Origin of the sequence: Tannerella forsythia, from assembly GCF_001006485.1 — a bacterium.
GTDB lineage: Bacteria > Bacteroidota > Bacteroidia > Bacteroidales > Tannerellaceae > Tannerella > Tannerella forsythia.
This window is the reverse complement of the sequence record NZ_JUET01000003.1, coordinates 50,023-66,462: the sequence shown is the minus strand read 5'-3', so window position 1 is coordinate 66,462 and position 16,440 is coordinate 50,023. Positions and strand designations below refer to the sequence as shown.

Genomic DNA, 16,440 nt, shown 5'->3' with positions numbered 1-16,440 from the left:
GGAACAAACAACTCCTACTTGGTCGCGATATGCCTTAAACTTTTGCTTGCAGCTTTCTTCGTCTGGAAAGTGAGATAAAAAATCGATCAGTGTCATTGCCTTATTTTTTTTGCAAAGATAATTATTTTAGGTAAATATGCGGAGATTCATTAAAGACATTATCGTAGTCATAGGAGCAGGGGCAATAGGGATTGCTATTGCTCGCAGGCAGAAGATTTATTGAATCTGCCTATCACCCAAAACATCGCCGATTCGCTTCGTGCTTATCAGGTGTCCAAGCGTGCAAACAGCTTACGCATAATGGCTGAGGCTATCTGTTGGGGTGAGAAGAAAGCCCGTATCAACACCATCAGTCCGGGTATTGTGATCACGCCTTTGGCAAACAACGAACTCAACGGTCCAAGGGGTGAAGGCTACCGCCGTATGTTGGCACAGTTACCTATGGGGCGTGCCGCTACTCCCGATGAAGTAGGCGAATTGTTGCTCACCCATCGCGGAGCTTTTATCACCGGTTCCGACTTCCTGATGGACGGCGGTGTAACGGCTGCCTACTAGTTTGGCAATATTCAGAATCCGACAGAAAATAAGGTATAGTCTATACCGAACATTTTACTTACCTTTGTCGGCTATACAATATTAAGAAAAGGAATGTTAAGAAAAATCCTCAAAAGAATGTTATATACTATTCTAATCCTCGTTGCCGTCATTGGCATCGGGGCTGCTATTGTACTGAACTTGCCGAGCTTTGGAAAAGTACCGTCAGGCAAACGCTTGGCACGTATCGAGCAGTCACCTAACTATCGGAATGGAGAGTTTCGTAACTTGGAAGAAACCCCACAAATGACTTCACGCAAGTCTACTTGGCGAACTATGTACGATTTCTTCTTCCCCGATGTGAAAGACCTATCTCCTAAGAAAGCACTCCCCGCTGTGCAAACTGACCTGCATAGCCTGCCCGACAATACGATGGTGTGGTTTGGGCATTCGTCGTACTTGCTCAATGTAAACAATACCAAATTGCTTGTAGACCCTGTGTTTCATTCGGCGTCACCTTTTCCGTTTATGGTAAAACCTTTTGAGGCGACTTACAACTATTCATCGGCTGATATGCCCGATACTATCGAGGTGCTTATCATTACTCACGACCATTGGGATCATCTCGATTATAAAGTAATGAAAGAGCTCAAAGACCGCATTGGGCACGTGGTTTGTCCGCTGGGAGTAGGGGCTCATTTCGAATATTGGGGCTTCGATACAGCCAAAATTACGGAGTTGGACTGGAACGACGAAATCCACATTGCCGACCTCAAATTGACCTGTCTGCCTACTCGCCACTTCTCGGGACGCGGGCTCAAGCAGAGGCAATCGCTCTGGGGGTCATTTACGCTCGAGACGGGCACTTATACTATTTATATCGGCGGCGATAGCGGTTACGGCAAACATATCGCCGAGATAGGCAAACGCTTCCCCAATATCGACCTTGCTCTAATGGAAAACGGTCAATACAACGAGAATTGGAAGCATATCCACTTCCTCCCTGCCGACCTCCGCAAAGCCCTCAACGATATAGGTGCTAAGCGTTATTTCACAGGGCATAATTCCAAATTTGTGTTGGCACAACACCCTTGGTACGAACCGCTAAACAACGTACAGGCATACGCCAAAGAGGACAGTCTGAATGTGATTACCCCCAAGATAGGCGAAGTCGTCTTCCTCGACCGCAACCAGACTTTCGACCTCTGGTTCAGGTAACAGTCGATATATTCCCGATTATCAATATTGCACAACCCGAAACTTATTCCTAATTTTGCCCCAAAATATTACTACTAACTAACCCAATGCCTGTGTACTATACACACCGATTTAGATAATGAACACTTTCGTTGCATTAGATTTCGAAACCGCCAACCGAAACCCCAGCAGTGTGTGCAGCATAGGACTCGTCTTTGTCGATAATGCTGAGATTACGCGTACCTATTACCGACTGATAAAACCCTACCCGAATTTTTACAACTATTTCAACACGAAGATACACGGTATCACTCGGCACGATACCGACACCGAGAGCCTCTTCCCCGAAATATGGGACGAGGTCAAGCCCCAAATAGGCGATTTGCCTATTGTAGCCCACAATAGTCCATTCGACGAAGGCTGTCTGCATGCCGTGCTTGCCGCTTATAAACTCCCGTTGCATACCAATAAGTTCTTCTGTACCTGCCGACGTGCACGCAAAGTATTCCCCAATCTGCCCAACCACAGATTAGAAACCGTCGCTCAACATATAGGCTTCGACCTGGAGAATCATCATAATGCACTCGCCGACGCTGAAGCTTGTGCCCATATTGCTTTGCAACTCTTTTAAAGGAGAAAATCAAAACTCATTACGATTGCATCTTGTCATGCGCATGGCGTTGTCTGTGAGAGAACAATGTGTTTTGAAAATTATTTTATCAATAAATGATAAAATTATACGTCGTTATGCAGGGGATAGCGTGAATTTTCTTTGCGAATGACTCAATTGAATTGAAAACATGTTATATAACATATATGGTTGTTATTTTATTCTAAAAAAAACGGATACTTTTGCGGATTCTAAAAAAAACAGCTTGAAGATAAAAAAGTGAGCCATACAAAGTCAGATAATAAGATGTCGATAAGTAGGAATAAGAACACTTTTCGAGGCTTTTGCACTCTATACGAGAGTATGGCAAAGATATTTTTGTTAATATTTGCAAATATTAACATGGGGGGGGTGCTTTTATTTAATTATTCTGCCGAGTTTTTAACCGGCTTTTCTCCCGTTTTTTCCGAAACCAAATTTATTCTTTCCCGATATCGCAGGCGGTATTTCTTTGTACGGCCCGATACCGGTATGCTTCCTTTCGGACACGAAAGGAGATGATACTTCTATGCCCGGAACGCAAAGACTGTAGATGAGATGAACGAATGGAACAATAAACATAGTATTATTAAAAACAATTAAGAATGAAACGTAAACATTCAATCTGTAAATGGAAAGGAATACTGTTTGCCCTGCTGTGGACAGTATCGTTGGGAACGTTTGCTCAGACCGTTACTGTACGCGGTACGGTCGTGGACGATACGGGCTTGACCGTTATCGGAGCATCCGTTGTGGTAGAGAGTAACCGCACGATCGGTACGATTACCGATATCGACGGGAAGTATGTATTGGAGAATGTGCCATCCGGAGGCAAACTTACCTTCAGCTATATGGGGATGCAAACCCAAACGGTGGCGGTGGCCGGACGAACAACGATCGACGTGACGATGAGGTCTGACGATAAGGTGCTGGACGAAGTCGTAGTCGTAGGTTACGGTGTACAAAAGAAGGCGAACTTAACGGGTTCCGTTGCTTCGCTTCAGGCCGAGGCGCTTGAGGCGCGTCCGGTGGCGAGCGTTTCCGCCGCACTGGCCGGAACGATGCCGGGAGTAACGACGATCCAGAACTCCGGTGCGCCGGGCGCCCAGACGGGAACGATCACCATCCGCGGTAAGAACTCGATCAATGCTGCCAGTCCGTTGGTAATTGTCGACGGAGTACCGGGAAGCATGAACTCGATTGATCCGCAAGATATCGAGTCGATTTCTGTTTTGAAGGATGCCGCTTCGTCGGCTATTTACGGTGTGCAGGCTGCCAATGGGGTCATCTTGATCACCACCAAGAAAGGAAAAGCAGGACAGAGCGCCCGTGTCAATTATTCCGGATTAGTGTCGTGGGCAAGCCCTACCGCCCGACTCAATTTCCTCGGAGCAGCCGATTTTGCCATGTTGTATAACGAAGCTACACGTAACGAAAATCCGAATGCTCCGCTGCCGTTCTCAGACAAAGATATCCAGAAATTCCGCGATGGCTCCGACCCGATCGGACATCCCGACACGGACTGGTATAATGCGGTAATGAAAAAGAGAGCGCTCGAAACGCAACACAATGTATCGATCAGCGGTGGATCGGAAAGTACGACGTATATGGCTTCACTGGCTTATCTTTTTCAGGACGGATTGTCGCAGGAAAAAAGCTATGACCGGTATAATGGTCGTATCAATCTCGACTCGAAAATCAACAAGTGGGTAAGTGTCGGATTGAATGCTTCGGCTTATCGCGGAACGGATCGGGACGAGTTTGAAGGATTTGCGGAATTGCTGCAATACGTGAACCGTATTCCCCCTACGTTAGGGATTTATGACAAAGACGGGAATTTCAGTTACAACAACCTGAAGAACCCTGTTGCCCATCAGGGACGCACGGGACTTTACCGCAGGATCGATCAGCAACTCAATGCAACAGCTTACCTTACCTTGACTCCGATTGAAGGATTGAGCATCAAAGGGGTTTACTCGCTACGCCACGATGCCCGTGATCTGCGTAAGTTCAAAAGACATTGGGAATATAGTAAGTTTGACTCCGGTAAGCGCGAAGGATATCATAATTATTATAACTGGAACTGGTACACATCGCAGTTACTGGCTAATTACAACAAAACATTCGACAAACATACGATCGGTCTTTTGGCAGGTGCCGAACAGGTGGAATATACGTATCGATACACCGAAACGAGTCGTACCGGCGGTGGAAGCGATGATCTTCCCGAATCGCTCAATACGCTCGATGCCTCGTCGCAAAAAAACCTTGACGGCGGACATGAAACGGCGCGTCTTTCATACTTCGGACGTATTCAGTATGATTACGAGAACAAATACCTGTTCGAGGCCAACATGCGCGCCGATGCCTCGTCGCGTTTCCCGAAAGATAACCGCTGGGGATTCTTCCCGGCTTTCTCGGCCGGATGGAGACTCTCCGAAGAAGCATTTATCAAAGATCGCTTCGACTGGCTCAGCAATCTTAAGTTGCGTCTGGGGTGGGGGAGAACCGGTAATGAAGAGTTGAAAAGCGATGATATTTATCCGGCCGTTTCGACGTATGCTTATAATGCTAAAAATCACTTGACCATGTTCGGCAATACGCTTTACTCGACGGTGCATGAATCACGCTACGTGAATTCAAACTTGAAATGGGCGACCGTGACCAACTATGAATTGGGTCTTGAAGCTGCATTCCTGAACAACATGGTCGGCTTCGAACTGTCTCTTTACAAAAAACGTACAAACGATATGTTGCTTTACCTCCCTGTTCAGGGCGTGATCGGGATGAATCCTCCGGCGCAGAATGCCGGAAATGTGGAGAATACCGGATTTGACTTGAATGTCTTCTACAACAACCGTATCAATAAAGATTTCAGATATAGCGTCAACTTCAATGTAGCATACGTAAAGAACGAAATCACGAATATGTTCGGTACCGAGGGGAAAGATCCGGATAACGAAAATATCTGGCGTTTGGAAGGGCATCCCATCGGTTCGTTCTACGGATTCGTGGCTGACGGCTATTTTAATACCGAAGAAGAGCTGAAGAACCATCCCAAGCGTTTGGGACGTGAAAAGCTGGGCGATATTAAATACAAAGACCTGAATGAAGACGGAAAAATCACTGCCGGTGACGACCGTAGGGTAATCGGTAAAAACTTTCCGAGCTGGACCGGCGGATTAAACGTGGGTCTCTATTATAAAGATTTTGACTTCTCGATGCTTTGGCAAGGCGCTTTCGACGTCGATGCCTATTACACGGGAGAGGCTTCATATTCTTTTTTCAACAGTGGAAAAGTACTCAAAAGACACCTCGACCGCTGGACGCCGGGGAATCATAACGCTTCGTATCCGCGTATCACCAAAGACTCACAGACGAACTATGCTGTTTCGTCGTTCTGGCTTCAAGATGCTTCGTATGTCCGTCTGAAAAATATTTCGTTCGGTTATACCCTTCCTAAGCAATTGCTTGGCAAAGCAGGTATCGACCGGTTGAAGGTCTTTGTCTCGGGTGAGAATTTATTGACTTTCTCCGGACTTGACGGATTAGATCCCGAATCGCCTTCGGATACGCGAGGAGCTTTTTATTCGAACGTGAAGAAAGTTTCACTGGGACTGAAAATGACATTCTAAATTATTTAAAATAAAAAGAACAATGAAAATAACACATCTATATATTGCTGCTGCGATAGCCGTGCTGGGAACGACTTCCTGTGTCGATCTGGATCGTTATCCCCTTGAAGAGCTATCGGATAAGAGCTTTTGGAGATCGCCCGACGATGCGGAAAAAGCGGTCTCAAACCTGTATACTTCACTCCCTTACTGGGACGTGGATGATGCGATTAATTCGGACGATGCAGTGCACGGTATCAAATGGGCGGCCGGAAATATTTCGAAAGGAGTTTACGACCCACAGGATTTCGGATGGAAAGGGAGCTACGCAGCGATCCGTAAAGCGAATATCGTGCTCAGTAAGGTCAATCTTATTCCCAACTATGACGGCGAAAAGAAGAATCGCGTGCTTGGTCAGGCTTATTTCTTCCGCGCATTCCAGTATTTCGATCTGATACGCAGCTACGGCGATGTTCCTTATATCGACAAGCCGTTATCGTTAAGTGATCAGGAAGGCATCGTGCGTACTCCCCGTGAGGAGGTATACGGAAAGGTGATGCAAGATTTCGATAAAGCCATCGAATATTTGCCTAAGTCTTGGAGCTCATCGGAATATGGTCGCGTAACCAAAGGGGCTGCGTTGGCTATGAAGGCACGTGCGGCCTTATATTATGGGAAATGGGATGTGGCTGCCGAAAGCGCGAAGAAAGTCATGGACTTGAACGAATATAATTTATATGATGAGCAGAATACCGGCAAGTATCAGGAACTCTTCTGGGAGAAGGCCGACGGATGCAAGGAATTTATTCTGGTTAAACAATTCAAGGAAGCCGAAAACTCGTGGTTTTTGATCGGTTGGGAAGCTTTCCCGACGAAAGGATGGGGTGGTATTAACCCTACACAGAGCTTAGTCGATGCTTTTGAAGATATCGAGGGTGCTCCGATTGCCAAGTCGACGCTTTACGATCCGAAAAAGCCTTTTGAGAAGCGCGACCCGCGTCTGGAAGTGAATGTGCTGCACCACGGAGAGACCCTGTACGGGGTGACCATCAACGTGGCTCCGTTGAAATCGGCTGCTCCGACCGGAATCGGTCAGCATGGCGATGCCACGGCTACCGGTTACTATCAGCAGAAATGGCTCGATCCGTCCATCGATCCTTTGTCAAAAGGCTGGGATATGGGTAAAGATGCCGTATTGATACGTTATGCCGAGGTGTTGCTCACGTATGCCGAAGCTAAGAATGAGTTGTCACCGCTCGATGATGAGGCGTTCAAGGCTGTGAATGCCGTGCGCAAACGTGTCGGTATGCCTGAGCTGCAAAAGACGGATGCAAGCAAACCGACGTATTGCGGGACACAGGACGATCTGCGTCAGCGTATCCGTAACGAGTGGCGCGTGGAGTTTGCACTCGAAGGGGGCAAACGTCAGTGGGATATTCGTCGCTGGGGTATTGCCAAAAAAGTGCTCAATGAACCGTTCCTCGGGCTGAAATACAAGCTGGTCGATTCGCCCGATGCAAAAAAAGAAGACGGAGGAAAGATTTGCATTCTCTACGAAGGAGAGAATGTGAAGTTGACCGGTAGTAAGTACGAAGATCATAATTACGTCTATCCCATCCCGCAGGAGGAGCGTGATTTGAATCCGGCTCTGACACAGAATCCGGGTTATCCGAATTAATGCCGCCTAAGCGGTATAAAAAGGCTGTTCTGCAATTCTTTTTGCAGGGCAGCCTTATTCACTTTTTTTACCATACAATGAAATATTTGAAATACGTTCTGTTCAGCCTGCTTTTCCTCGTTTATTTTACGGTTTATCGGGGAGCCTTGTCGCACGTAATTACGTATCATGAGCAGCATCATCTGTTTCTTTACTCCACTTCGTACCGGCGACAGATCTTCGCCTCCGAAGGCTGGCTGGAATACGTCACGAATTTTGTGATTCAATTCTTTTACAATCCCACGGCGGGAAGCGCTCTATTGGCTTTTATACTTGCTTCCGTTTATTTTTTAACAGACCGTATCATCCGAATATTCATCGAAGGGGAAGATCCGTTGCAACCGGCCGTTGTCCCTTCGCTTTGCCTTTTCTTTTATACCATGTCTGTCGATCATTCCCTCAAAACGGTCGTGGGGGTGTTCCTGCTTTTGTTACTGATCAATCTGCTGCTGCTATTTGTAAGACCGCAACGAAAAATCGTCCGTTGGCCGCAGCCTTTCGGCCGTTATGGCCGCATTTGGCTGACCGTAATTCTCCTAACCGTATACGCGGCAGGTGGCTATGTATTCTTTTTGAAATCGTATTCCGTAGGCGAGCGTATCATGCTTAAGGCCGAGCAGGCAGCTAAGGCCGAAGATTGGAACAAAGTATTGGAATATACCGAAAATTACCTTAACCGCGGGAGAAGCAATCATCTGATCGCTTATTTTCACAATCTGGCATTATATCATACCGGTTCATTGCCTTATCGCTTGTTTGACTATCCGCAGGCATTGGGGGTCAAGAGCCTCTATTTTCCGTGGGACGGAAACAGTCGTGAGAGCGAATACGGATACTTGCTTTATGAAAAATTGGGCTACCTTAACGAGGCACATCGCTGGGAGTTCGAGGCGATGGTCGTGTGGGGAGAGACGGCGCCGCACCTGCTAAATCTGGCTCGTTATAATCTCTCGAACGGTCGTCCGCGCGTTGCGCAGCGTTTTATCAATCTGCTGAAGCAATCGCTCTTCTATCGTGACGAAGCGCTCCGGCTCGAACAGCTTGCCGGTACGTCCGATACGTCGTTGCCTCGAAATGCGCTGCCAAACGTCGACGATATTCCTGCACGTTTTTCCAATGTGTTGAATCTCGGTCCCGAACTCCGGTATTTGTGCGAAAAAGATACGACCAATCGTATGGCTTTTGAATACCTGATGAGCCATTTGCTGCTGAGTAATCACGTGGAGCGGTTTGCTCAAAATCTCCCGCTTATGCGCCGTTTTGCTTATCCTCGTTTACCGCAGACTTATGAGGAAGCTCTTTATATTTACGAACTTGGCGTAGGCCGGGAGAAGGTGTTTGAGATGACCGGCCTTACCGTCGGTGAAGATACTAAGCGCCGTTTCGATCGTTACTATCGACTGGCACAAGCCGAACAGATGGAGGCCTTACAGGCCGAGTTTGGGAATACGTACTGGTTTTACCTCAATTATATCAGCCCTTACGGACCGAAAGTGATCCGTGATTAAACGACAAATTTAGAAACAATCGATATGAATACTCGATCTCTTGCATACTTCCTGTTGCTGATTGCTTGCGTGCTTGCCGGATGCGTTTCCTATCATGCTCCCGAAGCACATCGTGAAGCACAGCCGAAGATATATCCCGATTATGCCGGCGTTACCTTTCCCATCAATATAGCTCCGCCCAATTTCGTCATCCGTGATACGGCGGAGGCTTATCAGACGGAGATCGGTTATGCGGAAAACGTGACGATCCTCATTCGCAGCAAAGATCCGACGGTGCATATCCCGGAAAAAAAATGGAAAAGTCTGCTGAAAGAGGCACAGGGCAAGGAGATTTTCTTTCGTATCAGTTTGCTGAAAGAAGAAAAGTGGATACGCTATGCGGATATTATCGACACCGTATCCGAGCATCCGATAGACCCTTTTCTCGTTTATCGTCTCCTGTATCCCGGGTATGAATTGTGGAACGAAATGGGAATTTATCAGCGCGATTTGACTTCGTATAAGGAGACTCCGCTGCTGGAAAACCGCGACTTCGGCAAACAATGTGTGAACTGCCATTCGTTCACTCTCAACTCACCTGCGACGATGATGCTGCATATACGCGGAAAGCAAGGAGGGACGCTGATTCGCCGTAACGGACAGACCGAGAAGGTGAACCTCAAACCGGAAGGGTATAAAAACGGGGCGACGTATCCGGTCTGGCATCCGCAAGGACGTTACATCGCTTTTTCGATGAATGAGATCCAGCAGTTCTTTCACGCTTCGGGCAAGAAACCGATTGAAGTGTCCGACCTCGATGCCGATTTGGTACTTTACGATACGCAGACCCGAAGGATGTTCACCGACTCGCTCGTTTATACACGGGACTATATGGAGACTTTTCCTGCTTGGTCGCCCGACGGAACAACGCTTTATTTTTGTCGTGCGGCAGCGTATGCTCCCGCAATGCCGCTCGACAGTATCCGGTACGACTTGTATCGCATTCGTTTCGACGAAAAAGAGGAACGCCTGTACGATCTTGAATGCGTCTATCAGGCGTCTGCTTTCGGTCGTTCCGTTTCTTTTCCGCGTGTTTCGCCCGACGGACGATATTTGATGTTTACGCAGTTCGATTACGGGAACTTCTCGATCTGGCATCCTGAAAGCGACTTGTATCTGATGGATTTGCAAAGCGGAGCGATACGTGTGCTTGACGAAGTGAACAGCAACGATGTGGACAGTTATCATACGTGGGCCTCGTCGGGCGATTGGTTTGTTTTTAGCAGTAAACGTATGGACGGACTTTGGGCGCGTCCTTATCTGGCCGCATTCGACCGTCGTACCGGACGTGCCGGAAAACCTTTTCTGCTTCCGCAGAAAGATCCGGAGTTTTACGATACGTTTACGTACACATATAATGTTCCGGAGCTGATTAAAGCGCCGGTAGAAAAGAATAAAGACTTTTTGGAGGCAATCGGTCGGGCAGCGCTCCGAACGACTCGTTGAGATGGCTGAAAATAGAGAGAAATAGCGCCTTCGTAAGGATGCCTCCGGAAGTCTCCGCGAAGCTCGCTAAGCCTTTCGTCGATGCACGGAAGTTTCCGCGCATATTTCTCATTATCTTCGTCCCGTACCGCATCTCGTCCTCAATCGGGTTTTGATGCGTCAGCTCCCGAAAAATCCGGGTTAGATGAACGTCTGATGATAAAAATGATTACCTTTGCCTCCGAATTTATATAACAGGGGTGCCTTACTTTTACAGGCTGAGATCATACCCTTACACCTGATCCGGGTAATGCCGGCGTAGGAAGATGTAGGTTTTTTTGTCTCTTTTTTTCTGTATATTTCGTAGCTCCCCATTTTATTTAAAACGAAAAGAAAATGAGGAAGATTTGTTATGGAGTAGCCGGCTTATTGTTGTCCGGCGTATCGGTGATGGCCCAGGAAAGGGTCGATTCGACAAGTGTGTATGAGCTGAACGAGGTGGTAGTCTCGGCCGTGCAGGCGCGGAAAGAGACGCCCGTGGCGTTTCGCAATGTGTCGGCGGCGGAACTCAGGGCCAACAATACCGGGCAGTCGTTGCCCTATTTATTTATGCAGACACCTTCGGTCGTTGTTACTTCCGATGGTGGGAATGGCATAGGCTACGCATCCATGCGGGTGCGCGGTACGGATGCTAACCGGATCAATTTTACGGTCGACGGTGTACCTGTCAACGATTCGGAGAGTCACGGGGTCTTTTGGGTGAACATGCCCGATTTCGCTTCGTCGGTCGAAAATATTCAGATTCAACGCGGAGCAGGCACCTCGACCAATGGTGCGGCCGCTTTCGGCGCGACTGTCTCGATGCAGACTCAACGTCCATCGCTCAAACCGTACCTCGAAGTCGTTTCGTCGGCCGGCAGTTTCGGGACATTTACGAACACTTTCTGCGGCGGGACGGGACTGCTTTGGGAGCATTTCGTGTTCGATGCGCGCTATTCGAATGTGCAGACCGACGGGTATATCGAACGCGCCCGGGCGGATATGAATTCGTATTACGGCTCGGCTGCATATTACAACGGCGGAACAATGATCAAGTTCCAGACTTTCGGCAGCAGCGAAGTGACTTATCAGGCATGGAACGGGGTTGATTCGGCCAAACTTAAAACAAACCGTCGTTACAACAGTTGCGGGGCCTATAAGGAGAACGGCGAAACGAAATTCTACGATAACCAGACGGACAACTATTGGCAGCATCATTATCACTTGCTCGCTACGCAACGTTTCAGTGACCGACTGAACCTGAACGTAACGCTGCACTATACCGACGGGAAAGGATATTACGAAGACTACAAGGCCGGTGCGAAGTACGCATCGTACAAGCTCGACAACTATGTAGATGCCAAGGGTGAGATTCACAAGAAAACCGATCTTGTTCGTCGTAAATGGTTGAGAAACGATTTTTACGGGGCATTGTTCCGCATGAATTATACGCACGACCGGTTGCAGGCTTCTTTCGGTGCATCGGCCAACAATTACATCGGCGATCACTTCGGACGTGTCATCTGGGTTAAGACCTCAGCCGCGCTGCCCAAACCCAACCACGAATATTACCGTAACCGTGGCGAGAAACTCGACTATAACGCTTATGTGAAAGCGACCTGTCGCTTCCTGCCTTCGCTAAGCGCCTATGCCGACCTGCAATATCGCGGCATTGATTACCAAATCAACGGAAGCGATGATAAAGCCGGTGATAAGGTACGTGTAAAGAAGACCTTCTCATTCTTCAATCCGAAAGCCGGGCTTTCGTTCGAGCGAAACGGTCATCATGCTTATGCTTCGTTCGCCGTGGCACATCGCGAGCCGAACCGCGATAACTTCACCGAGAACGGTCCTTCGGCACAGCCTGCCTACGAGACGCTTTACGACTACGAAGCCGGCTATCGGTACACGGGAAGCATCTTTCGTGCCGGTCTGAACCTGTACTATATGGATTACGACAATCAGTTAATCCTTACCGGTAAAATCAGTGAAATCGGAGAGCAGCTGACCTCGAACATCAAAGACAGCTACCGGATGGGAGTCGAGTTGAGCGGAGGGGTAAAAGTGGCATCGTGGCTCGACTGGAACGGGCACTTGACGTTGAGCAGCAACAAAATCCGCAACTTTACGGAATATGTCGATACGTACGATGCCAACGGGAACGACTTGCCTCAAACCTCCAAAAATCTCGGTACGACCGATATCGCTTTTTCTCCGAATCTGACGTTTGGAAGCACCTTCGTCTTCCATTGGAGGGGCTTCTCGGCAGCCTTCATGTCGTCGTATGTCGGTCGGCAGTATCTTGACAATACCTCATCGCGCCAGCGCAGTTTGGATCCGTATTTTGTGAACGACCTGCGCATCGGATACACGTTCCGTCCCCGTTTCATGAAAGAGATCGGACTCGACTTGAATATCCGCAACCTCTTTAACGAAATGTACGAAACGAACGGCTGGACATACAGCTATATCCTCGATGGTAAACGTATGACCGATTCCGGGTACTTCGCACAGGCCGGAACGAATATGATGGCACGTGTAACGCTGAAATTTTAAGCGAAGAATATGCTGTTCCGCCGTCCGGACGCCGTATGACTAAGAACATAGAAACTTTTTTACGTAACAACATGGGATATGAATTGATTGAAATCGTTGCAGCCGCGATCATGCTGATCTATCTGTGGCTGGAATATAAAGCCAGCATCTGGCTGTGGCCGGTAGGGGTCGTAATCCCTCTTTTCTATATCTATATCTATTTTGTTAATAAGTTCTATGCCGACATGGGGATCAACATCTACTACCTCGTGGCAAGCGCTTACGGCTGGTTCCGGTGGTGGAAAAGCGAGTCTGCCCTCAAACGGAAAAGCCTTCGATCCGGTGAAACGGCAGTCTTGGGAGCGGCCATACGGTATACTCCCAAGACTTACTGGCCGAAACTGTTGGCTGTTTTTTGTGTGTTATTCGCCCTGATCGCATGGGTGCTGATCCGGTTTACCGACAGCCCTGTGCCTCTCGGCGATGCGTTTACGACGGCGCTCAGCATCGTGGCCATGTGGATGCTCGCGCAGAAATATATTGAACAATGGTGGTTTTGGCTCGTCGTGAGTGCCGTCTCCGCCACCCTTTATTTCTGGAAAGGAATGACCCCGACAGCCGTCACCTACGTTGTTTATTCTATTGTGCCTGTCTTCGGCTACCGCCAATGGCAGAAGATGATGACTTCCGCTATGACGGCGAATCGTTATTCGCGATAGTAAATCCTCTTGACACGCGGCGAGATGGATGTCAGAATCTCGTAAGGAATCGTGTCCAGCTTGTCGGCAATTTCAGTCACCGGAAGTTGGAAACCGAAGATAATCGCCGTGTCGCCTTCCTGCGCATCGGCATCCGTAACGTCGACCATGCAAATATCCATGCAGATATTTCCGACAATCGGGCAGCGCGTCCCGTTGATAACGACTTCGCCCACCCCGTTGCTCAGATGACGGTCAAGACCGTCGGCATAGCCGATAGGAAGAATAGCCACCCGTAAATCGCGTTGGGCGTATGTCTTGCGGCTGTAACCGATCGAATCGCCTGCCGGTACATCGCGGATTTGCAGAATCGTTGTTTTGAGTGAACTGACCGGCTGTAACTTCTTCGCTTCGCTGACCGAGGCGCTGATGCCGTAAAGCGAGATGCCGAGGCGAACCATATCCATCTGATGTCCGGTGAAACGTTCGATACCGGCCGAATTGAGAATATGTTTGAGTACCGGATAACCTAATCCTGCTTCCAAGGCTTCGGCCGATTGTGTGAAGAGGCGTATCTGTCCCCGTGTAAATTCGTCGTGTTCGGGCGAGTCGCTCCCGACCAGATGCGAAAAAACGGAGCGCACGACGAGTGAACTTTGTTGTTCCAGCCGTTGGCAAATCTCCCGCACATCCGACGGACGAAAGCCCAGCCGGTGCATGCCCGTGTCGATTTTGATATGAATAGGGTAGGAGGTGATTCCGCGTCGTCCGGCTTCTTTCATCAGGGCATCCAGCAGGCGGAAGCTGTACACCTCCGGCTCCAGTTGACGCTCGAACAAGACATTGAAACTGCTAAATTCCGGATCCATCACGATGATCGGAATGGAGATTCCTTCTTTGCGCAGCGCCTCGCCCTCGTCGGCCACCGCCACGGCCAGATAATCGCAACGATGTTCCTGCAATGTCTTCGCCACCTCATACGAACCGGCGCCATACCCGAAGGCTTTGACCATGCAAACCATCTTCGTGTCGCGGTGCAGTTTTGAACGGAAATGGTTGAAGTTGTGCACTACCGCATCCAAGTTTACCTCAAGCACCGTTTCATGCACCTTTTTTTCTAACAGCTCCGTGATGCGCTCGAAATGGAAGGCACGTGAACCTTTCAGCAGAATCAACTCGTCGCGGAAGGTTTTCATCGAAGGAGAATGAATAAATTCGTCGGTTGTCAGGTAGAACTCGCTTTCGCGCATCTCGAATGCAGAGCCGTATTCTTTCATGTCACGGCCGATCCCGATGATACGGTCTACTTTCTTACGGCGGAACAGCTCTGCGACTTTCCTGTATAATGATTTGGGCAGCATGCCCGATTGCAGAATGTCCGAAAGAATCACGGTCGTTTTCAGGTCTTTTTCCGCACGACGGCTCTGCTGAAAATCAAGCGCGATATCCAGCGAATTAATATCGGAATTGTACGTGTCGTTAATCAGCTGACATCCGTTGATGCCTTCTTTTACTTCCAACCGCATGGCCACCGGCTCCAGTCCCGCAAAAACCTTTCTGTTTCTGAGTGACGTCGGTTTCAGATACAGCATCAGGGCGATGCAGTGAATCACATCTTCGATCGAAGCATCGTCGGTAAACGGAATTTCATACGTTTGTTCCAGATTCAGCATCACACAGTGGATTTCGGTCGAAGACTGTTTTTTGTGTATTCTCTCAATGTATAACGGCGCATCCGAATCTTTGCGGCTCCAGCCTACGGCCTTATGCGAGAGGCACGCCTTGTCGAGCGTGTGCGCGATAAACTCATCGTCGACATTGTAGATTACGATATCGCAATCGCTGAACAGCGATAATTTCTCCATACATTTTTGAGTCGATGAAGCGAAATTCTCCTGATGCGCCTCTCCGATATTCGTGATCATGCCGATCGTCGGACGAATGATGCGTTGCAGCTTCTCCATCTCGTCCGGCTGTGAGATACCCGCTTCGAAGATGCCCAACGTATGCTTGTCGTCCATCTGCCATACGGAGAGCGGCACGCCGATCTGCGAGTTATAACTGCGAGGTGAACGGACAATGTTGAAATCCGTATGAAGCAATTGGTAAAGCAACTCCTTGACGATGGTCTTACCGTTACTCCCTGTAACACCGATGACCGGTATCTCGAATTGCTTGCGGTGGTGTGCCGCCAGCATTTGCATTGCTGTGAGCACGTTCGGGACGATCAAGAAATTGGCATCGGGCATCATCCGTGTTTCCGGCGGCTCATGATGGACGACAAAGCTACGCACGCCCAGCCGGTATAATTCGGGGATATATCGGTGTCCGTCGTTGGTCTGAGTTTTCAACGCAAAAAACAGGGTCGATTCCGGGAACGACAACATACGGCTGTCGATCAGCAGTCGATCGATCATACTGTCGTTCAGGGTGCGGTTTGTTGCGCCAATTATTTTGGCAATCTCTTGGATCTTATACTTCATCA

General features: G+C 48.6%; 10 protein-coding genes, 1 pseudogene and 1 riboswitch. Of the genes and pseudogenes, 9 read left to right on the top strand and 2 right to left on the bottom strand.

The genetic code is table 11. The annotated features are described in order from the left end of the window. Window positions 1–96: pseudogene (locus Tanf_RS14625) on the bottom strand (IS1595 family transposase); the annotation flags it as partial. A 123-nt stretch (window positions 97–219) separates the two neighbouring features. Between Tanf_RS14625 and Tanf_RS00345 the strand changes: the two are divergent. From Tanf_RS00345 to pnuC, 9 genes are all read left to right on the top strand, one after another. Next, window positions 220–555, top strand: a complete 336-nt coding sequence (locus Tanf_RS00345; RefSeq protein WP_052448945.1) for an SDR family oxidoreductase — start codon at window positions 220–222, stop codon at window positions 553–555. A 93-nt stretch (window positions 556–648) separates the two neighbouring features. Then, window positions 649–1,752: an MBL fold metallo-hydrolase gene (locus tag Tanf_RS00340; protein ID WP_014225734.1), complete on the top strand. Its 1,104-nt coding sequence runs from the start codon at window positions 649–651 to the stop codon at window positions 1,750–1,752. 118 nt (window positions 1,753–1,870) lie between these two features. Continuing rightward, a complete protein-coding gene (locus tag Tanf_RS13975; protein WP_014225735.1) occupies window positions 1,871–2,362 on the top strand; it encodes a 3'-5' exonuclease in 492 nt (163 codons plus the stop codon). A 623-nt stretch (window positions 2,363–2,985) separates the two neighbouring features. Beyond that, window positions 2,986–6,015, top strand: a complete 3,030-nt coding sequence (locus Tanf_RS00330; RefSeq protein ID WP_046824487.1) for a SusC/RagA family TonB-linked outer membrane protein — start codon at window positions 2,986–2,988, stop codon at window positions 6,013–6,015. 22 nt (window positions 6,016–6,037) lie between these two features. Then, window positions 6,038–7,672, top strand: coding sequence for a RagB/SusD family nutrient uptake outer membrane protein (locus Tanf_RS00325; RefSeq protein WP_046824486.1), 1,635 nt, complete (start codon window positions 6,038–6,040; stop codon window positions 7,670–7,672). A gap of 77 nt (window positions 7,673–7,749) precedes the next feature. Further along, window positions 7,750–9,219 (top strand): DUF6057 family protein, encoded by a 1,470-nt coding sequence (locus Tanf_RS00320; protein ID WP_046824485.1) that lies wholly within the window; start codon window positions 7,750–7,752, stop codon window positions 9,217–9,219. Window positions 9,220–9,243: 24 nt separating this feature from the next. Next, window positions 9,244–10,704 (top strand): TolB family protein, encoded by a 1,461-nt coding sequence (locus Tanf_RS00315; protein ID WP_046824484.1) that lies wholly within the window; start codon window positions 9,244–9,246, stop codon window positions 10,702–10,704. A 225-nt stretch (window positions 10,705–10,929) separates the two neighbouring features. Beyond that, window positions 10,930–11,025: riboswitch (TPP riboswitch) on the top strand. A gap of 54 nt (window positions 11,026–11,079) precedes the next feature. Beyond that, window positions 11,080–13,278, top strand: a complete 2,199-nt coding sequence (locus Tanf_RS00310; protein ID WP_046824483.1) for a TonB-dependent receptor — start codon at window positions 11,080–11,082, stop codon at window positions 13,276–13,278. A 35-nt stretch (window positions 13,279–13,313) separates the two neighbouring features. Further along, window positions 13,314–13,976 carry a nicotinamide riboside transporter PnuC gene (gene pnuC / locus Tanf_RS00305; RefSeq protein ID WP_236684341.1) on the top strand — a complete coding sequence of 221 codons (663 nt, stop codon included), beginning with the start codon at window positions 13,314–13,316 and terminating at the stop codon, window positions 13,974–13,976. Here pnuC and Tanf_RS00300 read toward each other — a convergent pair. Further along, complete coding sequence (locus Tanf_RS00300; RefSeq protein ID WP_046824494.1) at window positions 13,964–16,438, bottom strand: bifunctional UDP-N-acetylmuramoyl-tripeptide:D-alanyl-D-alanine ligase/alanine racemase; 2,475 nt, start codon at window positions 16,436–16,438, stop codon at window positions 13,964–13,966. The two genes, pnuC and Tanf_RS00300, sit on opposite strands and share 13 nt — an antisense overlap. Between the last annotated feature and the right edge of the window lie 2 nt (window positions 16,439–16,440).

Bases quoted from the DNA above. Each gene is read 5' to 3' on its own strand.
- Tanf_RS00340 (WP_014225734.1), top strand. From the start codon at position 649: ATGTTAAGAAAAATCCTCAAAAGAATGTTATATACTATTCTAATCCTC.
- Tanf_RS13975 (WP_014225735.1), top strand. From the start codon at position 1,871: ATGAACACTTTCGTTGCATTAGATTTCGAAACCGCCAACCGAAACCCC.
- Tanf_RS00330 (WP_046824487.1), top strand. From the start codon at position 2,986: ATGAAACGTAAACATTCAATCTGTAAATGGAAAGGAATACTGTTTGCC.
- Tanf_RS00325 (WP_046824486.1), top strand. From the start codon at position 6,038: ATGAAAATAACACATCTATATATTGCTGCTGCGATAGCCGTGCTGGGA.
- Tanf_RS00320 (WP_046824485.1), top strand. From the start codon at position 7,750: ATGAAATATTTGAAATACGTTCTGTTCAGCCTGCTTTTCCTCGTTTAT.
- Tanf_RS00315 (WP_046824484.1), top strand. From the start codon at position 9,244: ATGAATACTCGATCTCTTGCATACTTCCTGTTGCTGATTGCTTGCGTG.
- Tanf_RS00310 (WP_046824483.1), top strand. From the start codon at position 11,080: ATGAGGAAGATTTGTTATGGAGTAGCCGGCTTATTGTTGTCCGGCGTA.
- pnuC (WP_236684341.1), top strand. From the start codon at position 13,314: ATGACTAAGAACATAGAAACTTTTTTACGTAACAACATGGGATATGAA.
- Tanf_RS00300 (WP_046824494.1), bottom strand. From the start codon at position 16,438: ATGAAGTATAAGATCCAAGAGATTGCCAAAATAATTGGCGCAACAAAC.